At 76.7% G+C, this 24,458-nt stretch carries 24 protein-coding genes; 11 read left to right on the forward strand and 13 right to left on the reverse strand.

Going from position 1 to position 24,458, the window contains the following annotated elements; genetic code table 11:
* Window positions 1–39 precede the first annotated feature (39 nt).
* The 3 genes from ACI78R_RS15085 to ACI78R_RS15095 form a co-directional block, all read right to left on the reverse strand.
* Window positions 40–675, reverse strand: coding sequence for a hypothetical protein (locus ACI78R_RS15085; protein ID WP_457041303.1), 636 nt, complete (start codon window positions 673–675; stop codon window positions 40–42).
* 139 nt (window positions 676–814) lie between these two features.
* Window positions 815–1,771 (reverse strand): PRC and DUF2382 domain-containing protein, encoded by a 957-nt coding sequence (locus tag ACI78R_RS15090; protein ID WP_457041304.1) that lies wholly within the window; start codon window positions 1,769–1,771, stop codon window positions 815–817.
* A gap of 95 nt (window positions 1,772–1,866) precedes the next feature.
* Window positions 1,867–2,673, reverse strand: coding sequence for a TetR/AcrR family transcriptional regulator (locus ACI78R_RS15095; protein WP_457041305.1), 807 nt, complete (start codon window positions 2,671–2,673; stop codon window positions 1,867–1,869).
* A 145-nt stretch (window positions 2,674–2,818) separates the two neighbouring features.
* On the opposite strand from ACI78R_RS15095, the gene ACI78R_RS15100 reads away from it, so the two are divergent.
* Genes ACI78R_RS15100 through ACI78R_RS15110 form a run of 3 tightly spaced genes read left to right on the forward strand, consistent with a single transcriptional unit; the run spans window position 2,819 to window position 8,354 of the window.
* A complete protein-coding gene (locus ACI78R_RS15100; protein ID WP_457041306.1) occupies window positions 2,819–5,419 on the forward strand; it encodes a molybdopterin oxidoreductase family protein in 2,601 nt (866 codons plus the stop codon).
* Entirely contained in the window at window positions 5,419–7,950 is a 2,532-nt protein-coding gene (gene nirB / locus ACI78R_RS15105; RefSeq protein ID WP_457041307.1) for a nitrite reductase large subunit NirB, read from the forward strand. The genes ACI78R_RS15100 and nirB overlap by 1 nt, the downstream gene beginning before the upstream one ends.
* Window positions 7,947–8,354 (forward strand): Rieske (2Fe-2S) protein, encoded by a 408-nt coding sequence (locus ACI78R_RS15110; protein ID WP_336029344.1) that lies wholly within the window; start codon window positions 7,947–7,949, stop codon window positions 8,352–8,354. The genes nirB and ACI78R_RS15110 overlap by 4 nt, the downstream gene beginning before the upstream one ends.
* A 74-nt stretch (window positions 8,355–8,428) precedes the next feature.
* Here the strand turns inward: ACI78R_RS15110 and ACI78R_RS15115 are convergent, their stop codons facing one another.
* The gene (locus ACI78R_RS15115; RefSeq protein WP_457041308.1) at window positions 8,429–8,929 is read right to left on the reverse strand and encodes a DUF2000 family protein; all 501 of its coding nucleotides are present in this window, start codon (window positions 8,927–8,929) and stop codon (window positions 8,429–8,431) included.
* 50 nt (window positions 8,930–8,979) lie between these two features.
* On the opposite strand from ACI78R_RS15115, the gene ACI78R_RS15120 reads away from it, so the two are divergent.
* Window positions 8,980–9,768 (forward strand): AraC family transcriptional regulator, encoded by a 789-nt coding sequence (locus ACI78R_RS15120; protein WP_457041309.1) that lies wholly within the window; start codon window positions 8,980–8,982, stop codon window positions 9,766–9,768.
* Between the two features lie 4 nt (window positions 9,769–9,772).
* On the opposite strand, the gene ACI78R_RS15125 is transcribed toward ACI78R_RS15120, so the two are convergent.
* The 4 genes from ACI78R_RS15125 to ACI78R_RS15140 all read right to left on the reverse strand — a co-directional run bounded on the left by ACI78R_RS15125 (window position 9,773) and on the right by ACI78R_RS15140 (window position 13,060).
* Window positions 9,773–10,195, reverse strand: coding sequence for a hypothetical protein (locus ACI78R_RS15125; protein WP_457041310.1), 423 nt, complete (start codon window positions 10,193–10,195; stop codon window positions 9,773–9,775).
* Window positions 10,192–11,607, reverse strand: coding sequence for a hypothetical protein (locus ACI78R_RS15130; RefSeq protein ID WP_457041311.1), 1,416 nt, complete (start codon window positions 11,605–11,607; stop codon window positions 10,192–10,194). The genes ACI78R_RS15125 and ACI78R_RS15130 overlap by 4 nt, the downstream gene beginning before the upstream one ends.
* On the reverse strand, window positions 11,595–12,110 hold the full coding sequence (locus ACI78R_RS15135; RefSeq protein ID WP_073422712.1) for a SigE family RNA polymerase sigma factor: 516 nt from the start codon (window positions 12,108–12,110) through the stop codon (window positions 11,595–11,597). Before ACI78R_RS15135 ends, ACI78R_RS15130 begins: the two co-directional genes overlap by 13 nt.
* A 158-nt stretch (window positions 12,111–12,268) precedes the next feature.
* Window positions 12,269–13,060: a hypothetical protein gene (locus tag ACI78R_RS15140; protein ID WP_336029332.1), complete on the reverse strand. Its 792-nt coding sequence runs from the start codon at window positions 13,058–13,060 to the stop codon at window positions 12,269–12,271.
* Window positions 13,061–13,208: 148 nt separating this feature from the next.
* Here ACI78R_RS15140 and ACI78R_RS15145 point away from each other — a divergent pair, with 148 nt between their 5' ends.
* Window positions 13,209–14,594 carry a nitrate/nitrite transporter gene (locus ACI78R_RS15145; RefSeq protein ID WP_457041312.1) on the forward strand — a complete coding sequence of 462 codons (1,386 nt, stop codon included), beginning with the start codon at window positions 13,209–13,211 and terminating at the stop codon, window positions 14,592–14,594.
* 120 nt (window positions 14,595–14,714) lie between these two features.
* On the opposite strand, the gene ACI78R_RS15150 is transcribed toward ACI78R_RS15145, so the two are convergent.
* The 4 genes from ACI78R_RS15150 to ACI78R_RS15165 form a co-directional block, all read right to left on the reverse strand.
* Window positions 14,715–15,872, reverse strand: coding sequence for a uroporphyrinogen-III synthase (locus ACI78R_RS15150; protein ID WP_457041313.1), 1,158 nt, complete (start codon window positions 15,870–15,872; stop codon window positions 14,715–14,717).
* A gap of 48 nt (window positions 15,873–15,920) precedes the next feature.
* Window positions 15,921–17,378: a PP2C family protein-serine/threonine phosphatase gene (locus ACI78R_RS15155; protein ID WP_457041314.1), complete on the reverse strand. Its 1,458-nt coding sequence runs from the start codon at window positions 17,376–17,378 to the stop codon at window positions 15,921–15,923.
* Entirely contained in the window at window positions 17,378–18,109 is a 732-nt protein-coding gene (locus tag ACI78R_RS15160) for a GAF domain-containing protein (RefSeq protein WP_457041315.1), read from the reverse strand. Before ACI78R_RS15160 ends, ACI78R_RS15155 begins: the two co-directional genes overlap by 1 nt.
* Before the next feature lie 94 nt (window positions 18,110–18,203).
* Window positions 18,204–19,253: an MBL fold metallo-hydrolase gene (locus tag ACI78R_RS15165; RefSeq protein WP_457041316.1), complete on the reverse strand. Its 1,050-nt coding sequence runs from the start codon at window positions 19,251–19,253 to the stop codon at window positions 18,204–18,206.
* A 117-nt stretch (window positions 19,254–19,370) separates the two neighbouring features.
* Between ACI78R_RS15165 and ACI78R_RS15170 the strand changes: the two genes are divergently transcribed.
* The 6 genes from ACI78R_RS15170 to ACI78R_RS15195 all read left to right on the forward strand — a co-directional run bounded on the left by ACI78R_RS15170 (window position 19,371) and on the right by ACI78R_RS15195 (window position 22,988).
* The gene (locus ACI78R_RS15170) at window positions 19,371–19,883 is read left to right on the forward strand and encodes a PH domain-containing protein (protein WP_073422717.1); all 513 of its coding nucleotides are present in this window, start codon (window positions 19,371–19,373) and stop codon (window positions 19,881–19,883) included.
* Between the two features lie 290 nt (window positions 19,884–20,173).
* Window positions 20,174–20,776, forward strand: coding sequence for a translation initiation factor IF-3 (gene infC, locus ACI78R_RS15175; RefSeq protein WP_073422718.1), 603 nt, complete (start codon window positions 20,174–20,176; stop codon window positions 20,774–20,776).
* A 100-nt stretch (window positions 20,777–20,876) separates the two neighbouring features.
* Window positions 20,877–21,071: a 50S ribosomal protein L35 gene (gene rpmI, locus ACI78R_RS15180; RefSeq protein ID WP_073422719.1), complete on the forward strand. Its 195-nt coding sequence runs from the start codon at window positions 20,877–20,879 to the stop codon at window positions 21,069–21,071.
* Between the two features lie 35 nt (window positions 21,072–21,106).
* Window positions 21,107–21,493: a 50S ribosomal protein L20 gene (gene rplT / locus ACI78R_RS15185; RefSeq protein ID WP_093579784.1), complete on the forward strand. Its 387-nt coding sequence runs from the start codon at window positions 21,107–21,109 to the stop codon at window positions 21,491–21,493.
* Window positions 21,494–21,590: 97 nt separating this feature from the next.
* Complete coding sequence (locus ACI78R_RS15190; protein ID WP_457041317.1) at window positions 21,591–22,391, forward strand: TrmH family RNA methyltransferase; 801 nt, start codon at window positions 21,591–21,593, stop codon at window positions 22,389–22,391.
* A gap of 12 nt (window positions 22,392–22,403) precedes the next feature.
* Window positions 22,404–22,988 (forward strand): DinB family protein, encoded by a 585-nt coding sequence (locus ACI78R_RS15195; protein ID WP_457041318.1) that lies wholly within the window; start codon window positions 22,404–22,406, stop codon window positions 22,986–22,988.
* 22 nt (window positions 22,989–23,010) lie between these two features.
* On the opposite strand, the gene ACI78R_RS15200 is transcribed toward ACI78R_RS15195, so the two are convergent.
* Window positions 23,011–24,336 carry a sodium/calcium exchanger protein gene (locus ACI78R_RS15200; protein WP_457041319.1) on the reverse strand — a complete coding sequence of 442 codons (1,326 nt, stop codon included), beginning with the start codon at window positions 24,334–24,336 and terminating at the stop codon, window positions 23,011–23,013.
* Between the last annotated feature and the right edge of the window lie 122 nt (window positions 24,337–24,458).

Genomic DNA, 24,458 nt, shown 5'->3' on the forward strand with positions numbered 1-24,458 from the left:
CCCCGTCGGAGGTCGTGCGGGACGTGGCTCAGACGTCGCTCAGACGTCGAAGCCGGCGCGGTCGACCTTGCGGTGGTACCGCGTGCCGAGCTTGCCGCCCAGGACCGCGCCGAGCAGCGTCACCAGCAGCGCGGCGACGCCGGCGACGATCCCGGCCGTGGTGAGGGTGTCCCCGCTGATCGGGATGCTCGGCAGGTTGAGCTGCGAGAGCACGTTGTACTCCGAGCCGAGCACGGCGCCGAGGATCGCGAGGACGGCGATGACGAGCAGGCCGATCACCCACACCGCGACGCCCTGCCGGACGCCGTCGAAGCGGGCCATGCGCCCGGCGACGTAGCCACCGGCGAGGTAGGCGAGGAAGAGCACCACCAGCAGCGCGATGCCGCCGACGATGCCGATGGTGTCGGCCTGCGCGGTGGCCTGGTCCGCGGCCTGGTCGACGGCCTGGTCGACGCTCGAGACCTGCGTCAGGCCGAAGGCGACGCCGGCCGCGGACAGCAGGGCCAGCAGGATCACGGACAAGCCGTTGGCGGACAGCCAGCCGAAGAAGGCCGCTCCCCACTTGATGCCGCCGAAGCGGGCGTGCTGGGCGTCGACGGCGTCCCGGGCCCTGCCGCGGGTGGACGACGCGCCGGCCGACGCCGAGGTGGCGTCACTTCCGTACGAGGAGCTCATGGTGCCTTCCTGGGAACAGGCGCGACCGGCCGTCCGGGGCGTGCGGGACGGCCGGTCGCGGGGGAGGGGGTCCGGTGCCGCGTGGCGGCCCGGCGGCCCCGTCCCGGCCCCGGGCTCGGGGCGGGGACGGGGTCTCGGCTCAGCGGCCGATCTTGCCGTCGTTGTCGCGGTCGAGGGCGTCCTTGGCCTTCTGCACGAAGCCGCGGTCGTCCCGGCCGGTGGTGCCGGTCGTGGTGCCGGTGCCGGCGACGCCGGTGGTGCCGCCGTCGACCTCGATCTCCTCCTTGCGCACCTGCTCGCTGACCTGCTGCTGCTCGGTCACCGTCTGGGTGTCCAGGCGGACGCGCTCGACCGGCACGGCCTCCTTCTGCACCACGGGGCGCTCGGCGTGCAGGACGACCTCGTGCTCCTCCTCGGAGATGGCCGGGCCGTCCATGGCGTCGCCGTAGTTGGCGTCGGTGATCGGCTCGCGCTCGACCCGGACCTCCTCGTGGGAGACCGGCACGGTCTGCGTCACGTTCTCGGTCACGACGTACTTGCGCAGCCGCGCCCGGCCGGCCTCGACCCGCTGGGTGCCCACGTTGAGGTGCTCCTCGGAGCGGGTCATCGCGCTGTCGGTGGTCGGGCCGGAGGTGTCGTGGCCGACCGCGCCGCGGACGTCGTCGTAGACGCCGTCGCCGTCGCGGTCCCGACCGGTGGTCCCGGTGGTCTGCGTGGTCGTGCCGGTCGCCATCGCCTGGCCGGTGGTACCGGTCGTCATGCCCTGTCCGGTCGTGGTGCCGGAGGTGCCCAGGCCGTAGTAGCGGTAGAGCTCCTGCTCCTCCTGCGGCGACAGGTGCCCGCCGGAGACGTCGACGTGCGGCGCGTTCTTGACGCGGCTCTTGTCGTAGGGCAGGCGCAGCTCGCCGCCGGAGACGGAGGCGTCGGCCAGGGGCACGAAGGCCTCCTTGGTGCCGAACAGGCCGGTGCGGATGGTCGCCCACTCGGGGCGGCCGGTCTCGTCGTCGAGGTAGACCTCGCCGACGGTGCCGTGCTTGCCGTCGGGGCCCATGGCGGTGCTGCCGATGACGTCGCTGATCTGCTGGTCGGAGATCACGTGTGCTCCTCGCGGAAGGGGTTCGGGGACGGCCCGCTCCCGCTCTCGGCGGTGCGCCGGGGGTCAGCGGGCCGATCTGGGGATGCCCCGCCGCTTTACGACGTAAACCCGTTGTCCTCGCCGGGGACCCGGCCCAGCCGCCGCACGCCCTCCAGCCGTTCCAGGAGGTTCTCCAGCGCCTCCTCGAACTCCGCCGCCGACTCGTCGCGCGACAGCAGGTCCTCGAGCTCCACCACCAGCGGGTACTGCGAGAGGTCGGTGCCGGTGCCGGGCACGCCCTCCGGCTCGTCCTCCGCGTTGATCGGTACCCCCTTCTGCGACACCTCCAACAACAGGTGCCCGAGCAGGAAGCTGGAGTACGCGCGGTAGGCGGCGACGGCGGCCTCGGCGGAGAAACCGCTGGCCGTCATGGCGGTCAGGAAGGACTCCACCCAGCGCAGGCTGCGCAGCGGCGGGCGCACCCAGGGCGCGGCCGGCGGGCGGGTGGCCACCAGCGGGAAGACCTCCGGGTGGGCCAGCGCGATGCGCCGCACCCCGTGCGCCAGCCGCTGCAGGTAGTCCTGCCAGCCGCCGGCGGCCTCCATGTGCACGTCGGGGTCGCCGTAGAGCTCGTCGATGACGGTCTCCACGACGCCGTCGAGCAGCTGCTCGCGGCCGGGCACGTAGCGGTAGAGCGCCATCGCCTCGACGCCGAGCTCGGCGCCCAGCCGGCGCATGGTCAGGGCGGCCAGCCCGTGCCGGTCGATGAAGGCGATCGCCGCGCCGAGGATGCGCCGCCGGTCCAGCGGCGCCCGCACGCCGGTGGGGGGTCCGGCGGGGACCACCGCCGCCGCGCCCGCCCGCCCCTCGGGGGAGTCGGGGTCGGGACGACGCATCGGGATCGTGTCGTCGGTGCCGTCCACGGACACCTCCTCGCGTCGCCGGCACCCCGATCCTCCCCTCCGTCCCGGGCCGCACGGCGACCGGGCACCACCGGTGAGGTCTCCGGAACGAACGGTTGACGTCGCTGCCGCCGTGGGGAAACCGCCGCCCGCGACGCTCCTGGGCGTGTCCGCAGCCCCCGTCCCGAGCGCCGTCCCGGCCGGCCCGCGCACGCGGACGACCGAGACGCACTGCCCGTACTGCTCACTGCAGTGCGGGATGGCGGTGACCGCCGGGGACCGGCCCGCGACCCTCGTGCCCCTGGACTTCCCGACCAACCGCGGCGGGCTGTGCGCCAAGGGCTGGTCGGCGCCGGAGCTGCTCGACCACCCGGAGCGGCTCACCCGCCCGCTGGTCCGTGCGGTGCCCGGCGACCGCACCAGCCCGCTGGTCGAGTCGACCTGGGACGAGGCGCTGGACCGGGTGGTCGCCGCGGTCCGGCGCACCCAGGCCGAGCACGGCCGCGACGCCGTCGGCTGCTTCGGTGGCGGGTCGCTGACCAACGAGCAGGCCTACCAGTTCGGCAAGTTCGCCCGGGTCGCCCTGCGCAGCAGCGCCATCGACTACAACGGCCGCTTCTGCATGTCCTCGGCCGCGGGCGCGGCCGTGCGCGGCCTCGGCCTCGACCGCGGGCTGCCGTTCCCGCTGTCCGACCTCGCCGGGGCCGACGTGGTCGTGCTGGTGGGCAGCAACCCGGCCGACACCATGCCGCCGGCGATGCAGCACCTCGACGCCGGCCGGGCGCGGGGCGCGCTGCACGTCGTCGTCGACCCCCGCCGGACGGCGACCGCGCGCGCCGCCGGCCTGCACCTGCAGCCGCTGCCGGGCACCGACCTCGCGCTGGCCAACGGGCTGCTGCACCTGGCGGTCGCCGAGGGGCTGGTCGACGAGGCGTACGTGGCGGCGCGCACCACCGGCTTCGAGGCCGTGCGCGACGCGGTGGCGTCCTACTGGCCCGACCGGGTCGAGCGGATCACCGGCGTGCCCGTCGCGCAGCTGCGCCGCACCGTCACCGCCCTCGCCCGCGCGGGGAACGCCGTCGTGCTCACCGCCCGCGGCGCCGAGCAGCACCGCTCGGGCACCGACACCGCGACGGCGTGGCTGGACCTGGCGCTGGCCCTCGGCCTGCCCGGCCGGCCCGGCAGCGGCTGGGGCACCCTGACCGGCCAGGGCAACGGGCAGGGCGGCCGCGAGCACGGGCAGAAGGCCGACCAGCTGCCCGGCTACCGCAGGCTCGCCGACCCGGCCGACCGCGCCCACGTCGCCGCCGTCTGGGGCGTCGACCCCGCCGACCTGCCGCTGCCGGGCCGCAGCGCCTTCGAGCTGCTCGACGCGCTCGGCACCGACGGCGGCGTCCGCACGCTGCTGGTGCTCGCCTCCAACGTGGCCGTCTCCGCACCCGACGCCCGCCGTGTGCTGAGCCGCCTCGGCGACCTCGACTTCCTCGCCGTCAGCGACTTCTTCCTGTCCGAGACCGCGGAGCTCGCCGACGTCGTCCTGCCCAGCGCCATGTGGGCGGAGGAGTCGGGGACGATGACCAACCTCGAGGGCCGGGTCATCCGCCGGCGGCGGGCGCTCGACCCGCCCGACGGCGTCCGCGACGACCTGGCCCTGCTCGCGGAGCTGGCGCGCCGGCTCGGCGCCCGCGGCTTCTCCGCCGACCCGGAGACCGTCTTCGCCGAGCTCGGCCGGGCCAGCGCCGGGGGAGCGGCCGACTACTCCGGCATCACCTACGACCGCATCGACGCCGGGCAGGGCGTGTTCTGGCCGTGTCCCGCCACCCCGGACGGCGGGCCGGCGCACCCCGGCACCCCGCGGCTGTTCACCGAGCGCTTCGCCACCCCCGACGGCCGCGCGCGGTTCGTGCCGGTGCACCACGTCGAGGCGCACGAGCGGCCCGACGACGAGTACCCGTACGTGCTCACCACCGGCCGGGTGCTCGCCCACTACCAGTCGGGCACCCAGACCCGCCGCACCCGCAGCCTGCAGCTGGTGGCGCCGATGCCGCGCGCGGAGCTGCACCCCGACCTCGCCCGCCGCCTCGGCATCGCGCACGACGACGTCGTGGAGCTGGCCACCCGCCGCGGCCGGGCCCGCTTCGCCGCCGCCGTCACCGACGCCATCCGGCCCGACACGGTGTTCGCGCCCTTCCACTGGGGCGGCGGGTCCAGCGCCAACGCGCTCACCGACCCCGCGCTCGACCCCGTCAGCCGGATGCCCGCGTTCAAGGTCTGCGCGGTCGCCGTCACCCGGGTCGGCGGCCCCGCCGAGCGCCTCCCGGCACCCGACGCGGCCGGCCAGCCCGCGCCCCGCCCGCACGCCCGACCCACCCCGCCCGCCCCGCGGTCCCCGTCCCGCAGCCCGAGGAGGAGCCAACCCGTGAGAAGCAGCCCCCGATTCCTGCAGGGCGTGTTCCCGCTGACCGGGGAGGGCCTGGCCAAGCCGGGCCCGGTCGACCCCGCGCTGCGCTACCAGGTGCCCGCCGGCGCCACCGCCCAGGCGCTGTACTTCCGCGGCGGCAACTCCACGCCCGAGCTGGTCTACGTGCTGCTCGTGCGCGACGGCGAGCCGGTGCGCTGGTTCCCGATCGGCGCCAAGGGCGACGTGCACGTGCCGCTGCGGGTGGTCGAGGACCTGCCCGGCGGCACCGTCGTCGAGCTGCACGCCGCCGCCCCCGAGGGCGTCACCGGCGAGCTCGTCGTCGACCTGGGCCTGGTGGAGGTCTGATGGGGACGGTCCTCGGTGGCCGCCCCGCGGGGCTGACCACGATCGCGGTCGACGACGAGCTCGACGACGCCCGGGCGCGGCTCGTCGTCGTCGGCAACGGGATGGCCGGCGCCCGGTTCGTCGAGGAGGTGCTCGAGCGCGGCGGCGGCGAGCAGTTCCGCGTCACCGTGTTCGGCGACGAGCCGCACGGCAACTACAACCGGATCATGCTCAGCCCGGTCCTGGCCGGGGAGACGCACGAGGACGACATCGTCCTCAACAGCCACGACTGGTACGCCGACAACGGCGTCACCCTGCGCGCCGGCGTCCGGGTCGAGCGGATCGACACCGCCGCGAAGCTCGTCTACGCCGCCGACGGCACGGCCACCGCCTACGACCACCTCGTGCTGGCCACCGGCAGCTCCAGCTTCATCCCGCCCATGGCCGGCGCCCGGCGGGAGGACGGCGGCCTGCTGCCCGGCGTGTACGGCTTCCGCACCCTCGACGAGACCCGCGACATGCTCGCCGCCACCCGCCGCTGCCGGCGCGCCGTCGTCCTGGGCGGCGGGCTGCTCGGCCTGGAGGCCGCCCGCGCGCTGCAGGGCCACGGGCTGGCCGTCGAGCTGGTGCACGCGATGCCGCACCTGATGAACGCCCAGCTCGACGCGGAGGCCGGCGCCATCCTCAAGCGGAGCGTCGAGGCGCTCGGGATCACCGTGCACCTCGACGTGCTGGCCACCGAGGTGCTCGGCACCGACGCCGTCGAGGGGGTGCTGCTGCGGGACGGGCGGCGGCTGGACTGCGACCTGCTCGTCGTCGCCGCCGGCGTCCGCCCGCACACCGACGTCGCGCTGCTGTCGGGGCTGGAGGTGGAGCGCGGCGTCGTCGTCGACGACCAGCTGCGCACCGACGACCCCGACGTCTACGCCATCGGCGAGTGCGCGCAGCACCGCGGCTCGGTCTACGGCCTGGTCGCGCCCGCCTGGGAGCACGCGCGGGTGCTCGCCGACGTGCTCACCGGCACCGACCCGACGGCGGAGTACCACGGCAGCCGGACGGCGACGAAGCTCAAGGTGGCCGGCGTCGACGTCGCCACCATGGGCGTGAGCGCCCCCGAGCGGGACTCCGACGAGTTCCTCGTCATCTCCGAGCCCCGCCGCGGTGTGCACCTGTCGGTGGTCATCCGCGACGACCGGCTGGTCGGCGCGACCCTGCTCGGCGACACCCGCAAGGTCGCCCACCTGACCCAGGTGTTCGACCGCGGCACCGCGCTCCCCGAGGAGCGCATCCGGCTGCTGGTCGACCTCTCCGACGGGAAGGAGGAGGTCGGCGTCGCCGAGATGCCGGCCGACTCCCAGGTCTGCAACTGCAACGGCGTGACCAAGGGCGCCATCTGCGGGGCGGTCGCCGACGGCTGCGGCAGCGTCGGCGCGGTCATGGACCGCACCCGCGCCGGCAAGGGCTGCGGGTCGTGCAAGGCGCTCGTCAAGCAGGTCGTGGAGTGGGCCGCCGACGGCGAGGTGACCGAGGACCCGGCCGCCTCCTGGTACGTCCCCGGCATCCCGCTGGCCAAGCCCGCGCTCGTGGCCGCCGTCCGGGAGCAGGACCTGCGCAGCGTGTCGGCCGTCTTCGCCGCGCTCGCGCCGGGCGGCAAGGAGGACGCCCGCTCGAAGATGGCCCTCACCTCGCTGCTCAAGACGGTCTGGGGCAGGGACTTCGTGCGGGAGAAGGACGCCGAGTTCGTCAACGACCGCGTGCACGCCAACATCCAGCGCGACGGCACCTTCTCCGTCGTCCCGCAGATGAAGGGCGGGGTGACGACGCCCGCGCAGCTCAAGCGGATCGCCGAGGTGGCGGAGAAGTACGAGGTGCCGATGGTCAAGGTCACCGGCGGCCAGCGGATCGACCTGCTCGGCGTGCGCAAGGAGGACCTGCCGGCGGTCTGGGACGACCTCGGCATGCCGTCGGGGTACGCCTACGGCAAGAGCATGCGGACGGTGAAGACCTGCGTGGGCAGCGACTTCTGCCGCTTCGGCCTCGGCGACTCCACGCAGCTCGGCATCGACCTGGAGACGCGGTTCCAGGGCATCGAGAGCCCGGCGAAGATGAAGCTCGCCGTCGTGGGGTGCCCGCGCAACTGCGCCGAGGCGTACGTGAAGGACGTCGGCGTCGTGGCGGTGGGCAACGGGAAGTGGGAGGTGTACGTCGGCGGCGCGGCCGGGGCGACGGTGCGCAAGGGCGACCTGCTCGCCACCGTCGGCTCCCCGGAGGCGGTGATCGAGCTGACCGGCCGGTTCCTGCAGTACTACCGGGAGAACGCCCACTGGCTCGAGCGCACCTACGACTTCGTGCCGCGCGTGGGCCTGGAGCACCTGCAGCGCGTGCTGCTGGAGGACGCCGAGGGCATCTGCGCCGACCTCGACGCGGCGATGCAGCGCTCGGTCGACGCCTACACCGACCCGTGGGGCCAGGACGGCCGCACGCCGGCGACGCCGGGGCAGTTCGCGACGTCGCTGCCGCTGGTCCCGCTGCCGCAGGTGCCGGTCCGGTGAGCGCGCCGCACCTGGAGGCCGCCGCGCCCACCACGCCCGGCACCGCGCTCGGGTCGCCGGCCACCGACGTCGCCGTCCCCGGGACCGCGCCGGCGCCGGCCGCCCGGGCGCACGTCGTCGGCCGGGCGGAGGACGTGCCGGCGGGGGAGGGGCGCGCGTTCGTCGCCGGCGGCGTGCAGGTCGCCGTCTTCCGGCTGCGCGACGGCTCGCTGCACGCCACCCAGGCCGCCTGCCCGCACGCCGGCGGGCCCCTGGCCGACGGGCAGACCGACCCCGACGTGCTCGTCTGCCCGCTGCACCTCTACGGGTTCCGCTGGACCGACGGCACCTCGACCGGCGGCGTCGGCCCGCTGACGCTGTACCCGGTGCGCGAGACCGACGGCCTGCTCGTCGTGGAGGTCTGAGCGACGTGTGCACGCAGCGCGGTCCGGGGGAGCCCGGGACCGCGCTGCGTGCACAGGACGACGGGGAACCACCCTCAGCCGTGCATGCGCGCGCCCTTCGTGACCTTGTCGACGGCGTTCCTCGGCCCGTGCAGCGCCAGGCCGACCAGGTCGAGCTCGGCGCCGGCGACGGCGCGCACCGCGGCCCGGTTCTCCGCGTCGCCGCCGGTGGCGAACAGGTCGGCGGTGAACAGCGACGTCGGCAGCCCGCGCTCCAGCGCCCGGGTGCGCACGCGCGCCAGCACCTCGCCCGACGCGGTGAGCACCAGCACCGGCTGGCGGAACATGGCCAGGTAGGCGGTGCCGTCGGCGTCTTCGTACGGGCGGCCGATGAGCTCGGGCACCGCGGCGGCCACCGCGCTGGACAGGAACGCGGTCACGTTGAGCTCCTGCCACGGCAGCAGGCCCTCCCGCAGCACCACGGCGATCTTGGTCGGCCACGGCGGGCCGACGTCCACGGTGTCCTCGACGGCGGCGCTCTCCTCGACGGCGGCGCTCTCCTCGACGGCGGTGTCCTCGACGGTGCTGGTCTCCATGCCCCCCAGCGTCGGGCCGGCGGGTGGCCCGGTTCTTGTACGTTCCTGACGTGGCAGCCGACGTCGTCGCCTGGCGGCCGGCGGTCCCCGGGCTCAGCGAGGTGTTCCACGCCCGGTTCACCGACCACGTCTACCCGGCGCACACCCACGACGCCTGGACGCTGCTGCTCGTCGACGACGGCGCCGTCCGCTACGACCTCGACCGCCACCCGCACGGCGCCTCGGCGGCCGCCGTCACGCTGCTGCCGCCCGGCGTCCCGCACGACGGCCGCTCGCAGTTCCCCGGCGGCTTCCGCAAGCGGGTGCTGTACCTGGAGCCGGCGACGCTCGGCGAGGAGCGCGTCGGCCGCGCCGTCGACCGGCCGGCGTTCGCCGACCCCGTGCTGCGCGACCGGGTGTCCCGGCTGCACGCCGCCCTCACGCCGGCGACCGAGGACCTCGAGGCGGCCAGCCGGCTGGCGTTCGTCGTCGAGCGGCTGGGCAGGCACCTCGACCGCGCCGTGACCCCGCCGGACCCGGTCCGCGACGACCGCGTCGCCGACCGGCTGCGCGACCTGCTCGACGCCCGGCTGGTCGAGGGCCTGCCGCTGGAGGCGGCCGCCGCCGACCTCGGCGTCTCGGCCACCCACCTGGTGCGGGCCTTCACCCGCCGGCACGGCCTCCCGCCGCACCGCTACCTGACCGGGCGGCGGGTCGACCGCGCCCGGCGGCTGCTCCTGGCCGGGATGCCGCCGGCCGACGTCGCCCAGGCGGTCGGCTTCCACGACCAGGCGCACCTGACCCGGCACTTCCGCCGGATGCTGGCGACGACGCCCGCCGCCTACGCCCGCTCGGCCTGAGCGCTCAGGGCGCGGCGACCTCGACCGCGGCCTCCATCGGCCCGCCGCACGCCGCGCTGCCGCCGACCCGCACCCAGTCGAGGTCGCGCTCCTCCTCGGCCAGCACGGTGCCGTCGGCGGCGAGCACGGTGACGACGGCCGAGTCCGGCGTCGTCATGTCGACCGGGACGCCGGCGGTCGAGCCGGTCACCTCCGCGACCACCTCGGCGCGCGGCACCGGGTCGGCGTCCTCGCGGACGACCTGCCCGCACCCGCCCGCGCAGGCCACCCGGACCGACGCCGGCGCGGGCTCGCCCCAGTCGCCGGCGAGCTCCACGCGCAGCCCGTTGGTCCACCCGATCGCGGGGCAGACCGCGCCGTCCGGGCCGCCGGGCGCCCCCGCGCACCCGGCCAGCAGGAGGGCGGTGAGCAGCAGCGGCGTCCTCACTCGAGCAACGCCTCCCCGAGCGGCTCGGCGCGCTCGAGCACCGCGCCCGCCGCGTCGAGGGTCTCGACCGAGGCCAGCCCGTCCGGCGGAGGCCCCACCGCCGCGACGCCGTCGACCAGCGGCACCTCGCCGAGCACGCCGCCGGCCGTGTCGAGCAGCCGCGCCGACGCCGTCCCGGCCGGGGCCACGACGACCAGGGTCGGCAGCACCGGCGAGTCGGCGCTCGCGTCGGTCACGTCGCACACCGCGGCCACCACCCGGTCGCCGTCGCCGGCGGCCCGCAGCTCCGAGCCGCAGGTCCAGCCGGCGCTGCCGGTGCGGTCGACGGCCACCCCGGCCGTCGTCCCCACGTACACCGCGCCCGACGGCAGGGTGGCGGTGAAGACGGCCAGCCGGGCGGGGCCGACGGTCGGCGCGGGCACGTCACCGGCCCACAGCACGGAGAAGGCGACGTCGTCCGGGCCCAGCCCGGTGCGCGCGAGCAGGGCGTCCATCTCGGCCCGCAGGACCTGGTCGCCCGGCGCCGCCGCCGGCTGCGGACGGGCCCAGGCGACGTCCAGCTCCGGTTGCGTGAACTGGCTCCAGGGCGTGTCCGGCATGGTCGTGATCACCTCGGTGCCGTCGCGCTCGACGCGGTAGCGATAGGCGGCGTCGGAGGGCAGCGGCGAGGGCCCGCGGTCGACCAGCGCGACGCCGTCAGGGGCGTCGACGCGGGCCCAGGTGCGGGAGGCGGTGCCGTCGGCGGCGACCTCGGGCCGCTCCGAGACGCTGACCACGTCGCCCGGCTCGGTGACGACCACCACCGCGCCGGTGACCGGATCGGCCGAGGCCAGCGGCTGGGTGGGGTCGACGACGCGCGGCAGGCCGTGCACCGCCATCTGCTCCGGGGCCGCTCCGGCCGGGCCGGTGAACCACGCGGCGACGGTTCCGCCGCGCGCGCCGAGGTCGGTCTCCAGCTCCGGGTCGGGCACGAGCGGGGCCGGCTGGTCGCCGTTCGGGGCCGCGACCAGCGCCCACCGCTGCCCGGCGACCTCCCCGGCGAACACGACGCGCCGGCCGTCCAGGGCGGGCTCGGGCACGCCGGCGGCGTCGCCCGACCACGGCAGCCGCCGCACCCCCTCGACGAAGGCGGCGTCGCCGGCCAGCGAGCCGCGGGGAGGCCCGTCCAGCACGCCGTCCGGGACGGACCCGGGCGCGGCCACGCCGGTCGCCGGGGCGGGGTCGTCCCCGCCGCGCACGACCACCGGCACCGCGACCACCACGGCCGCCACCGCGACGGCGACCGCGGCGGTGCCGGTGCGCCGCCGCCGGTCGCGCCGGTGCCGCGCCACCACCGCGGCGGCGAGGTCCTCCCGCGGCGGGGGAGCGGTGCGCTCGGCGAGCCGGGTCAGCCGGTCGGTCAGGTCGTCCATCGGGAGCCCTCCCCGGGCACGGGCACGGGCGCGGTCAGCAGCGCGCGCAGCCGGGCGAGCCCTCGGGTCGTCTGGGTGTTGACGGCGCTCGCGGAGCAGCCCATGGCCTGCGCGGCCTGCTGCTCGGAGAGGTCGGCGTAGTAGCGGAGGACGACGGCGGCGCGCATCCGCGGCGGCAGCGTCCGCAGTGCTGCGCGCAGCTCCTCGTCGCCGTCGCGCTCGTCGGCCGGTCCGGCCCGGTCGGGCACGGACTCGACCACCTGCTCGCCGGTCGACAGCCGGCGCCGCCAGCTGGTGTGCGCGGTGACCACGGCCCGGCGGACGTACGCCGTCGGGTCGCCGCGGCCGGCCACGCGGTCCCAGTGCCGGTAGGTGCGCAGCAGGGCGGTCTGCACGAGGTCCTCCGCGTGCCCGCGGTCGCCGGCCAGCAGGACGGCGAGGCGCAGCAGCCCCGCCTGCTCGCGGGACACGAACGACTCGAAGCAGGTGTCCTCGCTGCCCACCCGTGCCTCCCGCCGGTCGCCGTCACCCTCTACACGCGGCGGGGCCCCCGGCGGACCCACAGCGGCAGGTCACGGGACGGTCACGATCACCGTCGCTGTCCGCGCCGCCGGGCACGGCGGGGACGGCGGTCGCGGCGCGAGCGTAGGAGCGCGGCGGGTCAGCCGGCCAGGTCGGCGAGCGCGTCGGCGACCGCCCGGTCCCGCACGAAGTCCAGCGCCAGCAGCCGGTGCACCAGCACGCCGCGGCGGGTCAGCCGCAGGTCGGCCGGGCGCAGCCGGGGGAGCGCCGCGCCGCCCGGGCGCGGGGTGGCCGGCGGCGGGTCGAGCAGGCCGTCGCGCTGCAGCTCGGCCAGGTCCTCCAGGGCGCCCCACGCCGTCCAGCCGCGCGGGTCCTGCGGCACCGGCGTCATGGGCAGCGGGACGCGCTCGCGCCGGCCGACGGCGGCCAGCAGCACCCACTGCCGCCCGGTGAGCCCGGTGGCCAGCCGCAGCCCGCGGTGCACGACGGCGGGGTCGAGGTCGGGGGAGACGGCGGCCTCGGCGAGCAGGTAGCCGAGGTGGCGCACCCGCCACTCCTCGGCGGTGGCGCGGGCGGCCAGCAGGACCGCCTCGCCCACCTCGTCGGCCGGCGCGCGCTCGCCCGGGCCCGGCAGCAGGAAGGCGTCGGTGCGCACGGTGCGGCCCTGGGCGGCGCGGGTCACCGACAGCTCGGTGGCGAAGGCGAGGGCGGCCCCGGCGCGGCAGCGGCCGCGGGTCGACGCCGGGGACGGCGGCTCGGTGTCGGCCGCGTCCGCGGTGCGCCGCAGCCAGGCGGCCAGCCCCGCGTCCAGGCGCACCCGCGCCGGCGCCGGGTCGAACAGCAGCCCGGCCGCGCCTCGCGCCATCGACCCGGCCACCAGCTCGCCGGCCTCCACCAGCGCGCGACCCGGCGCCCGTTCCCGCTGCTCCACGCCGTCGATCATGGCCGAGCCGGGCGCCGCGTGTCGGCCCGGCGGCGGCCGCCTCACCACAGCGGGGCAGGGGCGGTGAGCAGATCGGAACAGGAGTTCCCCGTGACGGCGACGGCGGGGAAACCGCGGCCCGCGACGCTTCCGCCCCATGGCCGCCCCCACCCGCACCGCGCCCCCGACCGCCCCCGCGCCGCCGAGCCCGCCGCGCGGCGGGCGCTGGATCGACGACTGGCGCCCCGAGGACCCGCAGTTCTGGGAGAGCACCGGCAAGCGGGTCGCCCGCCGCAACCTGTTCTTCTCGGTGTTCTCCGAGCACGTCGGCTTCTCGGTCTGGAGCCTGTGGTCGGTGCTCGTGCTGTTCCTGCCCGAGCCGGTGTTCGGCATCGACCCGGCCGGCAAGTTCATGCTCACCACGTTGCCCACCGCGCTGGGCGCCTTCGTGCGGCTGCCCTACACCTTCGCCGTCGCGACCTTCGGCGGGCGCAACTGGACGATCGTCAGCGCCGCGCTGCTGCTGGTGCCCACCGTCGCCACCGCCGTCGTCCTGGAGCCCGGCGTCTCCTACTCCACCCTGCTGGTCGTCTCGTGCCTCGCCGGCGTCGGCGGCGGCAACTTCGCCAGCTCGATGGCCAACATCAACGCCTTCTACCCCGACCGGCTCAAGGGCTGGGCGCTCGGCCTCAACGCCGGCGGCGGCAACCTCGGCGTCCCGGTGGTGCAGCTCGTCGGCCTGCTCGTGCTGGCCACCGCCGGGGCGGAGCACCCACGGGTCGTGCTGCTCGTCTACGTCCCGCTGATCGTGGTCGCCGCCGTCGGCGCGGCCCTGCTCATGGACAACCTGACGACGGCGCGCAACCAGCCGCGGGCCATGCGCGAGGCCACCCGCGAGCCGCACACCTACGTGATGGCGTTCCTCTACATCGGCACGTTCGGCTCGTTCATCGGCTTCGGGTTCGCCTTCGGCCAGGTGCTGCAGAACCAGTTCGCCGCCGACTTCGCCACCCCGCTGGCCGCGGCGTCGCTGACCTGGCTGGGCCCGCTGCTCGGCAGCCTCGTGCGCCCGCTCGGCGGCTCGCTGGCCGACCGCTTCGGCGGCGCCCGGATCACCTTCTGGACGTTCATCGCGATGGCGGCCGGCGCCGCCGTCGTGTTCACCGCCAGCCGGGTGGGGTCGCTGCCGCTGTTCGTCGTCGGGTTCGTGCTGCTGTTCGTGCTCAGCGGCGTGGGCAACGGGTCGACCTACAAGATGATCCCGGCGGTGTTCCGCACCCAGGCGCAGCAGGCGGTGGCCGCCGGCGGCGACCCGGCCGCCGCCGACCGGCACGCGCTGCGCATGTCCGGGGCGCTCATCGGCATCGCCGGCGCCGTGGGCGCGTTCGGCGGGGTGCTGGTGAACCTCGCGTTCCGCCAGTCGTTCCTCACCACCGGCAGCGGCGACGCCGCCTACCTGGTGTTCATCGGCTTCTACGCCGTCTGCGTGCTGGTCACCTGGGCGGTGTACCTGCGCCCGACGTCGCGCATGGCGGGGGTGTAGGCCGCCTCCCTGCGGGCCCCCGGGCGGGGGCCCGCAGGGTCCCCGAGGGGGAGCCGCGGGCGGGCTCAGCGGCGCGGGGGACGGCACCTGGCCGCGGGTGGAGCCCGGTGGGGCGACAGATCACGGAGCGAGGCGGTAGCCGCGCTTGACGACGGTCTCGACCAGGCCCGGCCCGAGCGCCGCGCGCAGCCGGGTCACCGCCATCTCCACCGCGTGCCCGTCCCCGCCGCCGGGCAGCCCGCGCACCAGGTCGGCCTTGGCGACGACGGCGCCCGGCCGCACCGCCAGCGCCCGCAGCACCGCCATCGAGCCGGGCGGCAGCTCCACCAGCCGGTCGTCGAGCACCGCGGCGTACCCGCGCACCTGCAGGCGGGCGCCGCCCACGTCGAGCACCGGGTCGCGCTCGGGCAGCCGGGCCACCACCTCGCGGGCCAGCGCGCCCAGCCGCGAGCGCTCGGGCTGCACGGTGGCCACGCCCGCCGCCTCGAGCGGGCCCGCGGTCACCGGGCCGACGGCGACCGGCAGGACACCGCCGGTCAGCGCGGCCACCACGGCGTCGTGCTGCCCCATCTCCGCGGCCACCGACAGCAGGCTGGCCGCGGCCGGGGCGCTGGTGAAGGTGACGGCGTCGACCCCGCGGGCGACCACGGTCGTCACCAGCCGGCGCAGCGGCGCGACGTCCTCGGGCAGCACCCACCGGTAGACCGGCACGGTGAGCACCTCGGCGCCCGTGGCGCGCAGCGCCTCGACGAAGTCCGGCAGCGGGTCGCCGTGCAGCTGGACGGCGACGCGGCGGCCCTCCAGCGGGCCCTCCGCGCCGGAGAGCAGGTGCTCGAGCACCTCGGCCGAGGACTCCGACGCCGGCGACCACGCGTCGACCAGCCCGCCGCCGCGGATCGCGCCGCGCGCCTTGGGGCCGCGGGCGAGCACGCGGGCGGTGCGCAGGTGCTCCACCAGCGGCAGGTCCCACGCCTCGGCGGCCTCCAGCCAGCCGCGGAAGCCGACGCCGGTGGTCGCCACCACCAGGTCGACCGGCGCGGCCAGCACCGCCTCGGTGGCCGCGACCAGCTCGGCGTCGTCGGCCAGCGGCACGATCCGGATCGCCGGCGCGTAGACCACCCGGGCGCCGCGGCGGTCGAGCAGCGCGCCGAGCTCCTCGCGCCGGCGGGCGGCGGTGACGGCCACGGTGTACCCGGCCAGCGGGGCCGGTGCACCGGCCGGCGGGGCGTCGGCCGGTGGGGCGGCCGCGGGAGCCGGGTCGGGCTGGGGAGCGGTCACCGCACCATGGTGGCGGGTCGGCGTTGCGGGCATGTGTCGGCCCCGGGGTCAGGGACGGCCGGCGTCCCAGCAGGCGAGCAGCACGGTGGCGTCGTCCTGCAGCACGCCGCCCTGGTGGTCGAGCACGGCCCGCATCAGCCGGCGGGCCGTCTCCGGCGGCGGGTGTCCCGCGGCGGACGCCCGGGTCAGGAACTCGACGAGCCGCTCCTCGCCGAACCAGGCCCCCGAGGCGTCCCGGGCCTCGGTGACCCCGTCGGTGTGGACGGCCAGCCAGTCCCCGGGTTCGAGCACCTCCTCGCCGACGGTGACCCCGCCGGCCTCGATCCCGAAGGGCACCCGCCGCCCGCCGCCGAGCTCCTTGACCACCCGGCCGCCGCGCAGCAGCAGGGGCGGGGGGTGGCCGGCGTTGACGTAGCGCAGCCGCCCGGAGCCGGTGTCCAGCTCGGCCAGGACGCCGGTGACGAAGGAGCTGCCGGGGAACGTCGCGGTGACCACCTCGTCGACGGCGAGGGCCTGCTCGAAGACGCTGCGGCCGTCGCGGCGCACGCTGCGGTAGGCCGCCAGTGCGCCGGCGGCGATGAGCCCCGCCGGCAGGCCGTGGCCCATCGCGTCGAACACCGCCATCGAGACGGTCTCGCGGGACAGGGAGTAGTCGAAGGCGTCCCCGCCGACGTCCTCGGCCGGCTCCAGCAGCCCGGCGAGCACGAACTGCTCGGAGGCCGCGGTCAGCGGCGGCAGCTGCTGCCAGATCAGCTCGGCCGACACCGACCGCCGCACCGTGCGCCGGGCGCGTTCCAGCGCGTCGCCGTAGGGGCCCATCGAGGTGACCAGGTGGCCGACCAGGGAGGACAGCCAGCGGCACTGGGCGCGCAGGCCGGGGTCCTCGAGCTCGGCCGCGCTGCCGACCTGCACCTCCAGGACGCCGAGCCGGTCCGCGCCGTCGACCAGCGGGATCCACAGCCGCGGGGCGCCGTGCCCCTCCGACGGCAGCGGGGTGCCCGTCTGGAAGACGCGGCCGGGCAGCGTCCCCTCGACGGCGATCGGCTCCCCGGCGGGCTCGTCGTCGCACGGCAGCCGCCACAGCCGGCGCTGCTGGTGGTCGACGACGTGCACGACGACGTCCACGCCCAGCATCCGGCCGGCGTCGGCGGTGAGGGCGGGCAGCCGGTCGGGGGAGGCGGTGCTCGCGGTGTCCAGCAGCTGCAGCAGGGCGGCGAGCGGGCCTGTCGTGGGCCGGTGGCGGTACTGCGGGCGGGCGTAGGGGACCCGCCGGGCGGTGACGAGCTCGTCGAGCCGCTCGTTGACCGCGAGCGCGAGGAGGTCGCCGTCGACGGGCGGCAGCGGGAGGACGCCGCCGAGGTGGGCCTCGACGGCCATGAGGTCGGCGTTCCCGCCGAGCGCGAAGTACCGCACCCACAGCTGCTCGTCGTCGAGACCCGCCACCGCCTTGGCCGCCCGCAGCGCGGCCAGCTGCTCGGACGGCGGGACGGGGCCGGACCGCTCCATCAGCGGCGCCGGCGGACGGCGGAGTCGACCACGGTGCGCGCGGCCTGCCGGAGGGTCCCGGCCTCGCCGCCGGAGCGGGCGACCAGCATCCCCAGGGCGGCCTCCTCGCTGATCCCGTGCCGGGCCATCAGCACGCCCTTGGCCGTGCTGACGAGGTCGCGGGCGGCGAGCGCCTGGCGGAGCTCGTCGCTCGCCCGGCGGGCCCGCTCGCGGTGCTGCACGTTGGCCACCGGGATCGCCGCCTGCGCGGCGGCCATGGTCACCAGGCGCTCGGTGTGCGCGTCGAGGACGCCGGGGGTGTCGGCGTAGACCTTGAGCGCCCCCAGCGTCCGCTCCCCGGCGACGAGCGGGGCGCTGAGCGAGGCGGTCAGGCCGAGCCGCGCCGCCCCCGCCGCCCAGCGGGGCCAGCGGGTCTCCGTGGCCAGGTCGGGGACCCGCACGAGCTGCCGGCCGGCGACCGCGGCCAGGCACGGCCCCTCGTCCAGCTCGTACTGGAGGGCGTCGGCCTGCTCGACCCGGCGGTCGGTGGCGCCCGCGGACCGGCGGCCCTGCTCGTCGACGATCGACACCCCGGCGCCGGCCGCCCCCGGCACGGTCTCGAGGACGAGCGCGCTGAGCAGCCCCAGCGAGGTGGCGACCGTCTCCTCGGACAGCAGCAGGCCCGCCATGCGGGCGAAGACCACCGACAGCTCGTCGGCCAGCGGGAGGTGCGGGGACGCGTCAGGGCGCATGGGTGCACCTCGTCAGGAGTGCGGCCACCTCGGCACCGGCTCTGGGTGGACGTGGTCCGCCCCCCGGAGGCTAGTGCCGCGGCGGGGCCGCGGCTCAGCGCAGGGCCGCCGCCGTCCAGGTGGGCACCGCGCCGCCGTCGCCGGTCACCAGCCCGCGGCTGGCCAGCAGCCGCAGGTGCGCGTCGGTCTCGGTGACGGCGAAGATCCGCATCCGCCGCGCGTACTCCGACCACGGGCGCGACCAGGTGAGGTGCGCGGCGAGGTCCCACGGCGTGCTGCCGGGGTGCTCGCGGACGGCGGCCAGCAGCTCGGCCAGCCGCCGCTCGTGGTGGGCGCGCAGCTCGCGGGTGCGGGCGCCGAGGCCGCGGAACCGCCACTCGTGGCCGGGCAGCACCTCGGCGGGCTCCCGCGCGCCGACCGCCTCCAGCGAGACGAGGTACTCGCGCAGCGGGTCGGCGAGGCCCCCGGCGTGGGTGGAGATGTTGGGGCTGATGCGGGGGAGGACGTGGTCGCCGGCGAAGAACAGACCGGTGTCCTCGTCGGCGAAGCACAGGTGCCCGGCGGTGTGCCCGGGCGTGTGCACCGCGCGCAGCGACCAGCCGGGCAGGTCGGCGCGGTCGCCGTCCTCCAGCAGCCGGTCGGGCCGGGCCAGCCGGTGCCACTGCGCGCGCTGCTCCGGGGTGCCGGCGTCGGCGCGGGCGTCCGCCTCCGGCGCGCCCAGGCCCACCAGGAAGGCCACCTCGGTCTCGGTGGACAGCTCCGGCGCCCGCCCGGTGAGCGAGGCCAGGCCGCGGGCGTCGGCCGGGTGCATCGCGATCCACGCCCCGGAGGCCTCCCGCACCCGGGCGGCCAGCCCCACGTGGTCGAAGTGCATGTGGGTGACCAGCACGCCGCGGACGTCGGCGACGCCGGCCCCGATGCCCAACAGGCCCGCGCACAGCGCCGCCCAGCTGTCGTCGGCGTCCCAGCCGGTGTCGACCAGCCCGAGCCCGCCACCGGCCAGCTCCAGGACGTAGGCGTTGACCCAGCGCAGCGGGCCGGCCAGCGGCACCGGCACCGACCACAGCCCGGGGCGCACCCGCTCGACGCCCGGCACCGTGCGCTCCCGCCACGCCGCCTGCTGCGCGGGGCCGGTCACCTCCATGCCGGTCGCTCCTCCGCCGGTCCCTCCCGCGCCGGTCGCTCCTCCGCCGGTCCCTCCCACGCCGGATCCCTCCACGCCCGGCACTCTGCCACCGCACCGGGCCGCCGGGCTGGGAGGATGGGACCCGTGCCGACGCCGCCCGCCGTCCCCGTGTCCGCCACGCCGCGCCGGCTGCGGCTGATCTGCGCGGTCGCCGCCGCCGTCGTCGTGGCCGTGATGGTCGTCGTCGCGGTCCTGCTCACCGAGTCCTCGACCGGCGTGGTCACCTTCGGCCTGGTCGACCAGGTCGCCGTCGTGGGCCTGGGCCTGTTCGTCGGGGGCGGCGTGATGCTGGCCGGCGCGTCCCGGGTCGACGCCGACGCCGACGGCGTGCGCGTGCGCAACGTGCTGGTGAAGCACGAGCTGGGCTGGGACCGGGTGCGGGCCGTGCGGTTCGACCGGCACTCCTCGTGGGCCAGCCTCGAGCTCACCAACGACGACGAGGTCGCCGTCCTCGCCGTCCAGGCGGTCGACCGGCAGCGCGCGCTCGACGCCGTCGAGGGCCTGCGGGCGCTGCTCGCCGCCCACCGCGCGGCCCACCCGAAGCCCGCCACCGGCCCGCTGCTCTACGAGTGGGAGGCCCGGGAATGACCCGGGGGTCCCGGACGCTGTAGCATGAGCGTGCCTCCCCGCTACACGAGGCGCGTGAACCACTCCAGCGGCCCCGCCCCGGGCCGCTGACCCAAGAGGAGCCCGCTCCCACCTGGCGCCGCCGAGGCGCCCAGGTCACCGGTTCGCGAGACGCCGGCCCGCCCCGGCCGGCGTCCCGCGACGTACCCGGCCCATCCGTGGGCCGGGGCGGTACCGGCGAGACGGGCCCTGTGAGCACACCGCTCACGGGGCCCTCGTCGTCTCCGGTCCCGGAGGGCGGCTCCTCCCGTGTGAACTGCAGAGGAGAGGCCATCACCGAGCCCCGTATCAACGACCGTATCCGCGTCCCCGAGGTCCGTCTGGTCGGACCGGAGGGCGAGCAGGTCGGCATCGTGCCGATCGGCGAGGCGCTGCGCCTGGCGCAGGACTCCGAGCTCGACCTCGTCGAGGTCGCGCCGATGGCCCGGCCGCCGGTCGTCAAGCTGATGGACTACGGGAAGTTCAAGTACGAGTCCGCCCAGAAGGCCCGCGAGGCCCGGCGGAACCAGGCGCTCACCGTCATCAAGGAGATGCGGCTGCGCCTGAAGATCGACCCGCACGACTACGAGACCAAGAAGGGCCACGTCGAGCGCTTCCTCAAGGCGGGCGACAAGGTCAAGATCACCGTGATGTTCCGCGGTCGCGAGCAGTCGCGCCCGGAGATGGGCTACCGCCTGCTGCAGCGGCTGGCCGGTGACGTGTCCGAACTGGGCGTCATCGAGTCCAACCCGAAGCAGGACGGCCGCAACATGGTCATGGTGATCGCCCCGCACCGGAACCAGGCCGCGACCGACGGCGCCCGCCGTCAGGCCAAGGCCGAGCGGGCCGCCGAGGGTCAGACCCCGACGGCCTGACCGGCGCACCGCAGGACCGCACCACCGAGACGGCCGGCGCCGTCGCGGCAGCCCCGCGCTGCCGCGCGGCGCCGACACCCACGAACAGGACGACGAGGACATGCCGAAGCAGAAGACCCACAAGGGCACCGCCAAGCGGGTGCGCGTGACGGGCACCGGCAAGATCATGCGCGAGCAGGCCAACAACCAGCACAAGTTCGAGCACAAGTCCTCGCGGCGCAAGCGCCGGCTGGAGAAGGACCAGGTCCTGAGCCCCGCCGACACCAAGGCCGTCAAGAAGCTGCTGGGCATCTGAGCCCCCGCCTCCCGTAACGAACAAGGAGTACTCACGTGGCACGCGTGAAGCGGGCGGTCAACGCCCAGAAGAAGCGCCGGACGACCCTCGAGGCAGCCAGCGGCTACCGCGGTCAGCGTTCGCGCCTGTACCGCAAGGCCAAGGAGCAGATCCTCCACTCGGCCACCTACAACTACCGCGACCGCAAGGTGCGCAAGGGTGACTTCCGCAAGCTGTGGATCACCCGCATCAACGCCGCCGCGCGTCAGAACGACATGACCTACAACCGGTTCATGCAGGGCCTCAAGCTGGCCGGCATCGAGCTCGACCGCCGTGTGCTCGCCGAGCTCGCGGTCAACGAGCCGGCCGCCTTCGCCGCGCTGGTGGAGACCGCCCGCGCCGCCGTCGCCGCCGCTCCGGCCGGTGGCGAGCAGGCCGCCTGACGTTCCGCCTCCCGACGCCGCCGGCGTCCGGTCCTCCGGGGCCGGCGCCGGCGGCGTCGGTGTGTCCGGGGTCCGTGCGACAGGGGAGGACGACGACGTGAGCGAGCTGCTGACCGAGCGCTCCGGGCGGGTGGCCGCGGCGCGGAAGCTGACCCGCCGGGCCGGCCGCGACGAGGCCCGCGCCTTCCTCGCCGAGGGCCGGCAGGCCGTGAGCGAGGCGCTCGCGCTGGCCGTGTCCGACCCGGACGCCGTCCGCGAGGTCTTCGCCACCGAGGCCGCCGCGGCCGCGCACCGCGACCTGCTCGCCGGCAGCGCCGTCCCCGTCCGGCTGGTCACCGAGAGGGCGGCGGCGTCGCTGTCGGAGACCGTGACGCCGCAGGGCCTGGTCGCCGTCTGCGCCCTGCGCGACCTGCCCGCCGGGCGGCTCGCCGCCGACCCGCCGGCGCTGGCGGTGGCCCTCGCCGGCCTCGCCGATCCGGGCAACGCCGGCACCGTGCTGCGCACCGCCGACGCCTGCGGCGCGGGCGCGGTGGTCTTCGGCGCCGGGTCCGCCGACCCCTACGGCGGCAAGGCCGTGCGGTCCAGCGCGGGCAGCCTGTTCCACCTCGACGTCGTGCGGGGCGCGCCGTTGGAGCCGCTGGTCGGCGACCTGCGGGCCCGCGGGGTCACCGTGCTCGCCGCCGACGGCGGGGGAGAGGCCTCCCTCGACGGGCTGGGCGACGTCCTCGCCGGGCCGGTGCTGTGGCTGTTCGGCAACGAGGCGCGCGGCGTGCCGCCGGAGCTGGCCGCGGCCGCCGACGCCCGGGTGCGGATCCCGATGCGCGGCCGCGCCGAGAGCCTCAACCTGGCCGCCGCCGCGGCCATCTGCCTCTACGCCACACAGCTCGCCCAGGGCTGAGAGGCTGCCCGGGTGGACGACGACGCGGCCAAGGCGACCCTCCTGCGCTACCTGACGTCCGCCCGCGAGGCGCTGCTCTGGAAGCTCGACGGGCTCTCGGAGTACGACGTGCGCCGGCCGCTGACGCCCACCGGCACCAACCTGCTCGGCCTGGTGAAGCACCTCGCCTGCGTGGAGGCCGGCTACCTGGGCGGCGTGCTGGGCCGGCCGTTCCCCGAGCCGATGGTCTGGGACGACCCCGACGCGGGGGACGACGACGACCTGTGGGTGCGCGCCGACGAGTCCCGCGCCGACGTCCTCGCGCTCTCCGCCCGGGTGGCCGGGCACGCGGAGGCCACCGTCGCCGCGCTCCCGCTGGACGCCACCGGCGAGGTGCCGTGGTGGCCCGAGGAGCGCCGCCACCCCACGCTGCACGCGCTGCTGGTGCACGTGCTGGCCGAGGTGGCGCGGCACGCCGGCCACGCCGACGTGCTGCGCGAGGGCCTCGACGGCGCGGCCGGCCTGCGCCGGGACAACGACAACCTCACCCGCGACGGCGACGCCGCCCGGGCCGCCTACGTCGCGACGGTCGAGGAGGCCGCGACGGCCTTCCGGTGACCCGGGGTCAGCAGAGCCGGGGTCAGGCCGGCTCGAGCTCGGCGTACGGGGTGACCGTGCCGTCGCGCGCGAGCCGGCGGGTGGTGCGGGCGCGCAGCGCGAAGCGGGCCAGCGCGAGCACCACGTAGACGCCGGAGAGCACGAGGACCAGCACCCGGTCGGCGTCGGCGGGCAGCAGGATGCTGCCGGCGAACTGCACGGCGAACAGCACGAACAGCGTCGCCGCGCCGCCGGCGGTCAGCCGCAGGCCGACCAGCAGCGAGACGGCGAACAGCGACTGGGCGGCGGTGAGCAGCAGCTCGGTGCGCTGCTGGGTGTCCAGCGGCAGGCCGGAGAACGACGTCGAGCTCAGCGCGAAGACGACCGGGATCGTGCCCACGAGCAGCGTCCACTGGTTGACCTTGCTCGACAGCAGGGTGCCGAGGGAGTCCGAGGCGCGCAGCCGCGCGGCGTAGAGGCAGGCCACGATGAGCTCGGGCGCCTCGCTGGCCAGCGGCGCCACCCACTGCACGAGCAGGAACTCGTCGACGCCGAGCGTCGTGCCGGTCTCCACCAGCGACTCGGCGAAGTGCTCGGCGCAGGCGAGGATCACCAGCGCCGCGGCGGCGAACACGCCGCCCACCCAGGTGCGCCGCCGGCGCTGCGGCTGCTCGCCCATCCAGCGCGAGGTGCCGATCAGGTCGGGGTCCTCGGCCGGGGCCTGCGCGAGCCGGCGGGCGTAGAGCACGAAGACCGTCACCAGCACGACGGCGTCGACGATCGTGAGGCTCGTCCGCAGCGGCAGGTGCAGCGAGTACAGGGTGGCGATGCCGAGGAAGACGACCTCGGGGGACATCGCCGGCGACAGCCGGACCTCGCCGCGGGGCACGTCCCGGGCGGCGGGGTCACCGGCCGCGCGGCGGCGGGCGACCACGACCGCGGCGACCAGCACCACCAGCGGCCAGCCGACGCCGACCAGCACCCGGTTGGCGCCGGTCATGTTGGCCAGCGCCAGCGCGCAGGCGTCCTCGCCGCCGTCCGGGGGCGTGCAGGAGCCGGTCTCGCCGACGGTCGTCCCGGCCGTCCAGGTGAAGACGAAGTCGACGGCGTACTCCGGCAGCACGGCCAGCAGCGCGAGCAGGGCCAGCGCGAGGCCGGCGCTGATGTCGACCTGCGCGGCCTCGGCGGCCCACGACAGCAGGAACGCCGCGCCGACGATCGCCGTCCCGTAGACCAGGGCCTGCAGCGGCGGCGCCAGGTCCGGAGCGGGCAGGCCGAGGTACGCCGCCGCCCCGAGGTACGTGCCCGGCAGCGCCACGAGCGCGGCCGCCAGGAGGGGCGTCGGCGGGCGGCGCGGGGGAGCGGGCACGGCCGCCATCCAAACGCGCGGAGGGGGGGGGGGGGGGGGCCCCCCGCCCCCCCCCCCCCCCCCCCCCCCCCCCCCCCCCCCCCCCCCCCCCCCCCCCCCCCCCCCCCCCCCCGCCCCCCCCC

The sequence above is a fragment of the Geodermatophilus sp. SYSU D01106 genome (assembly GCF_054049995.1).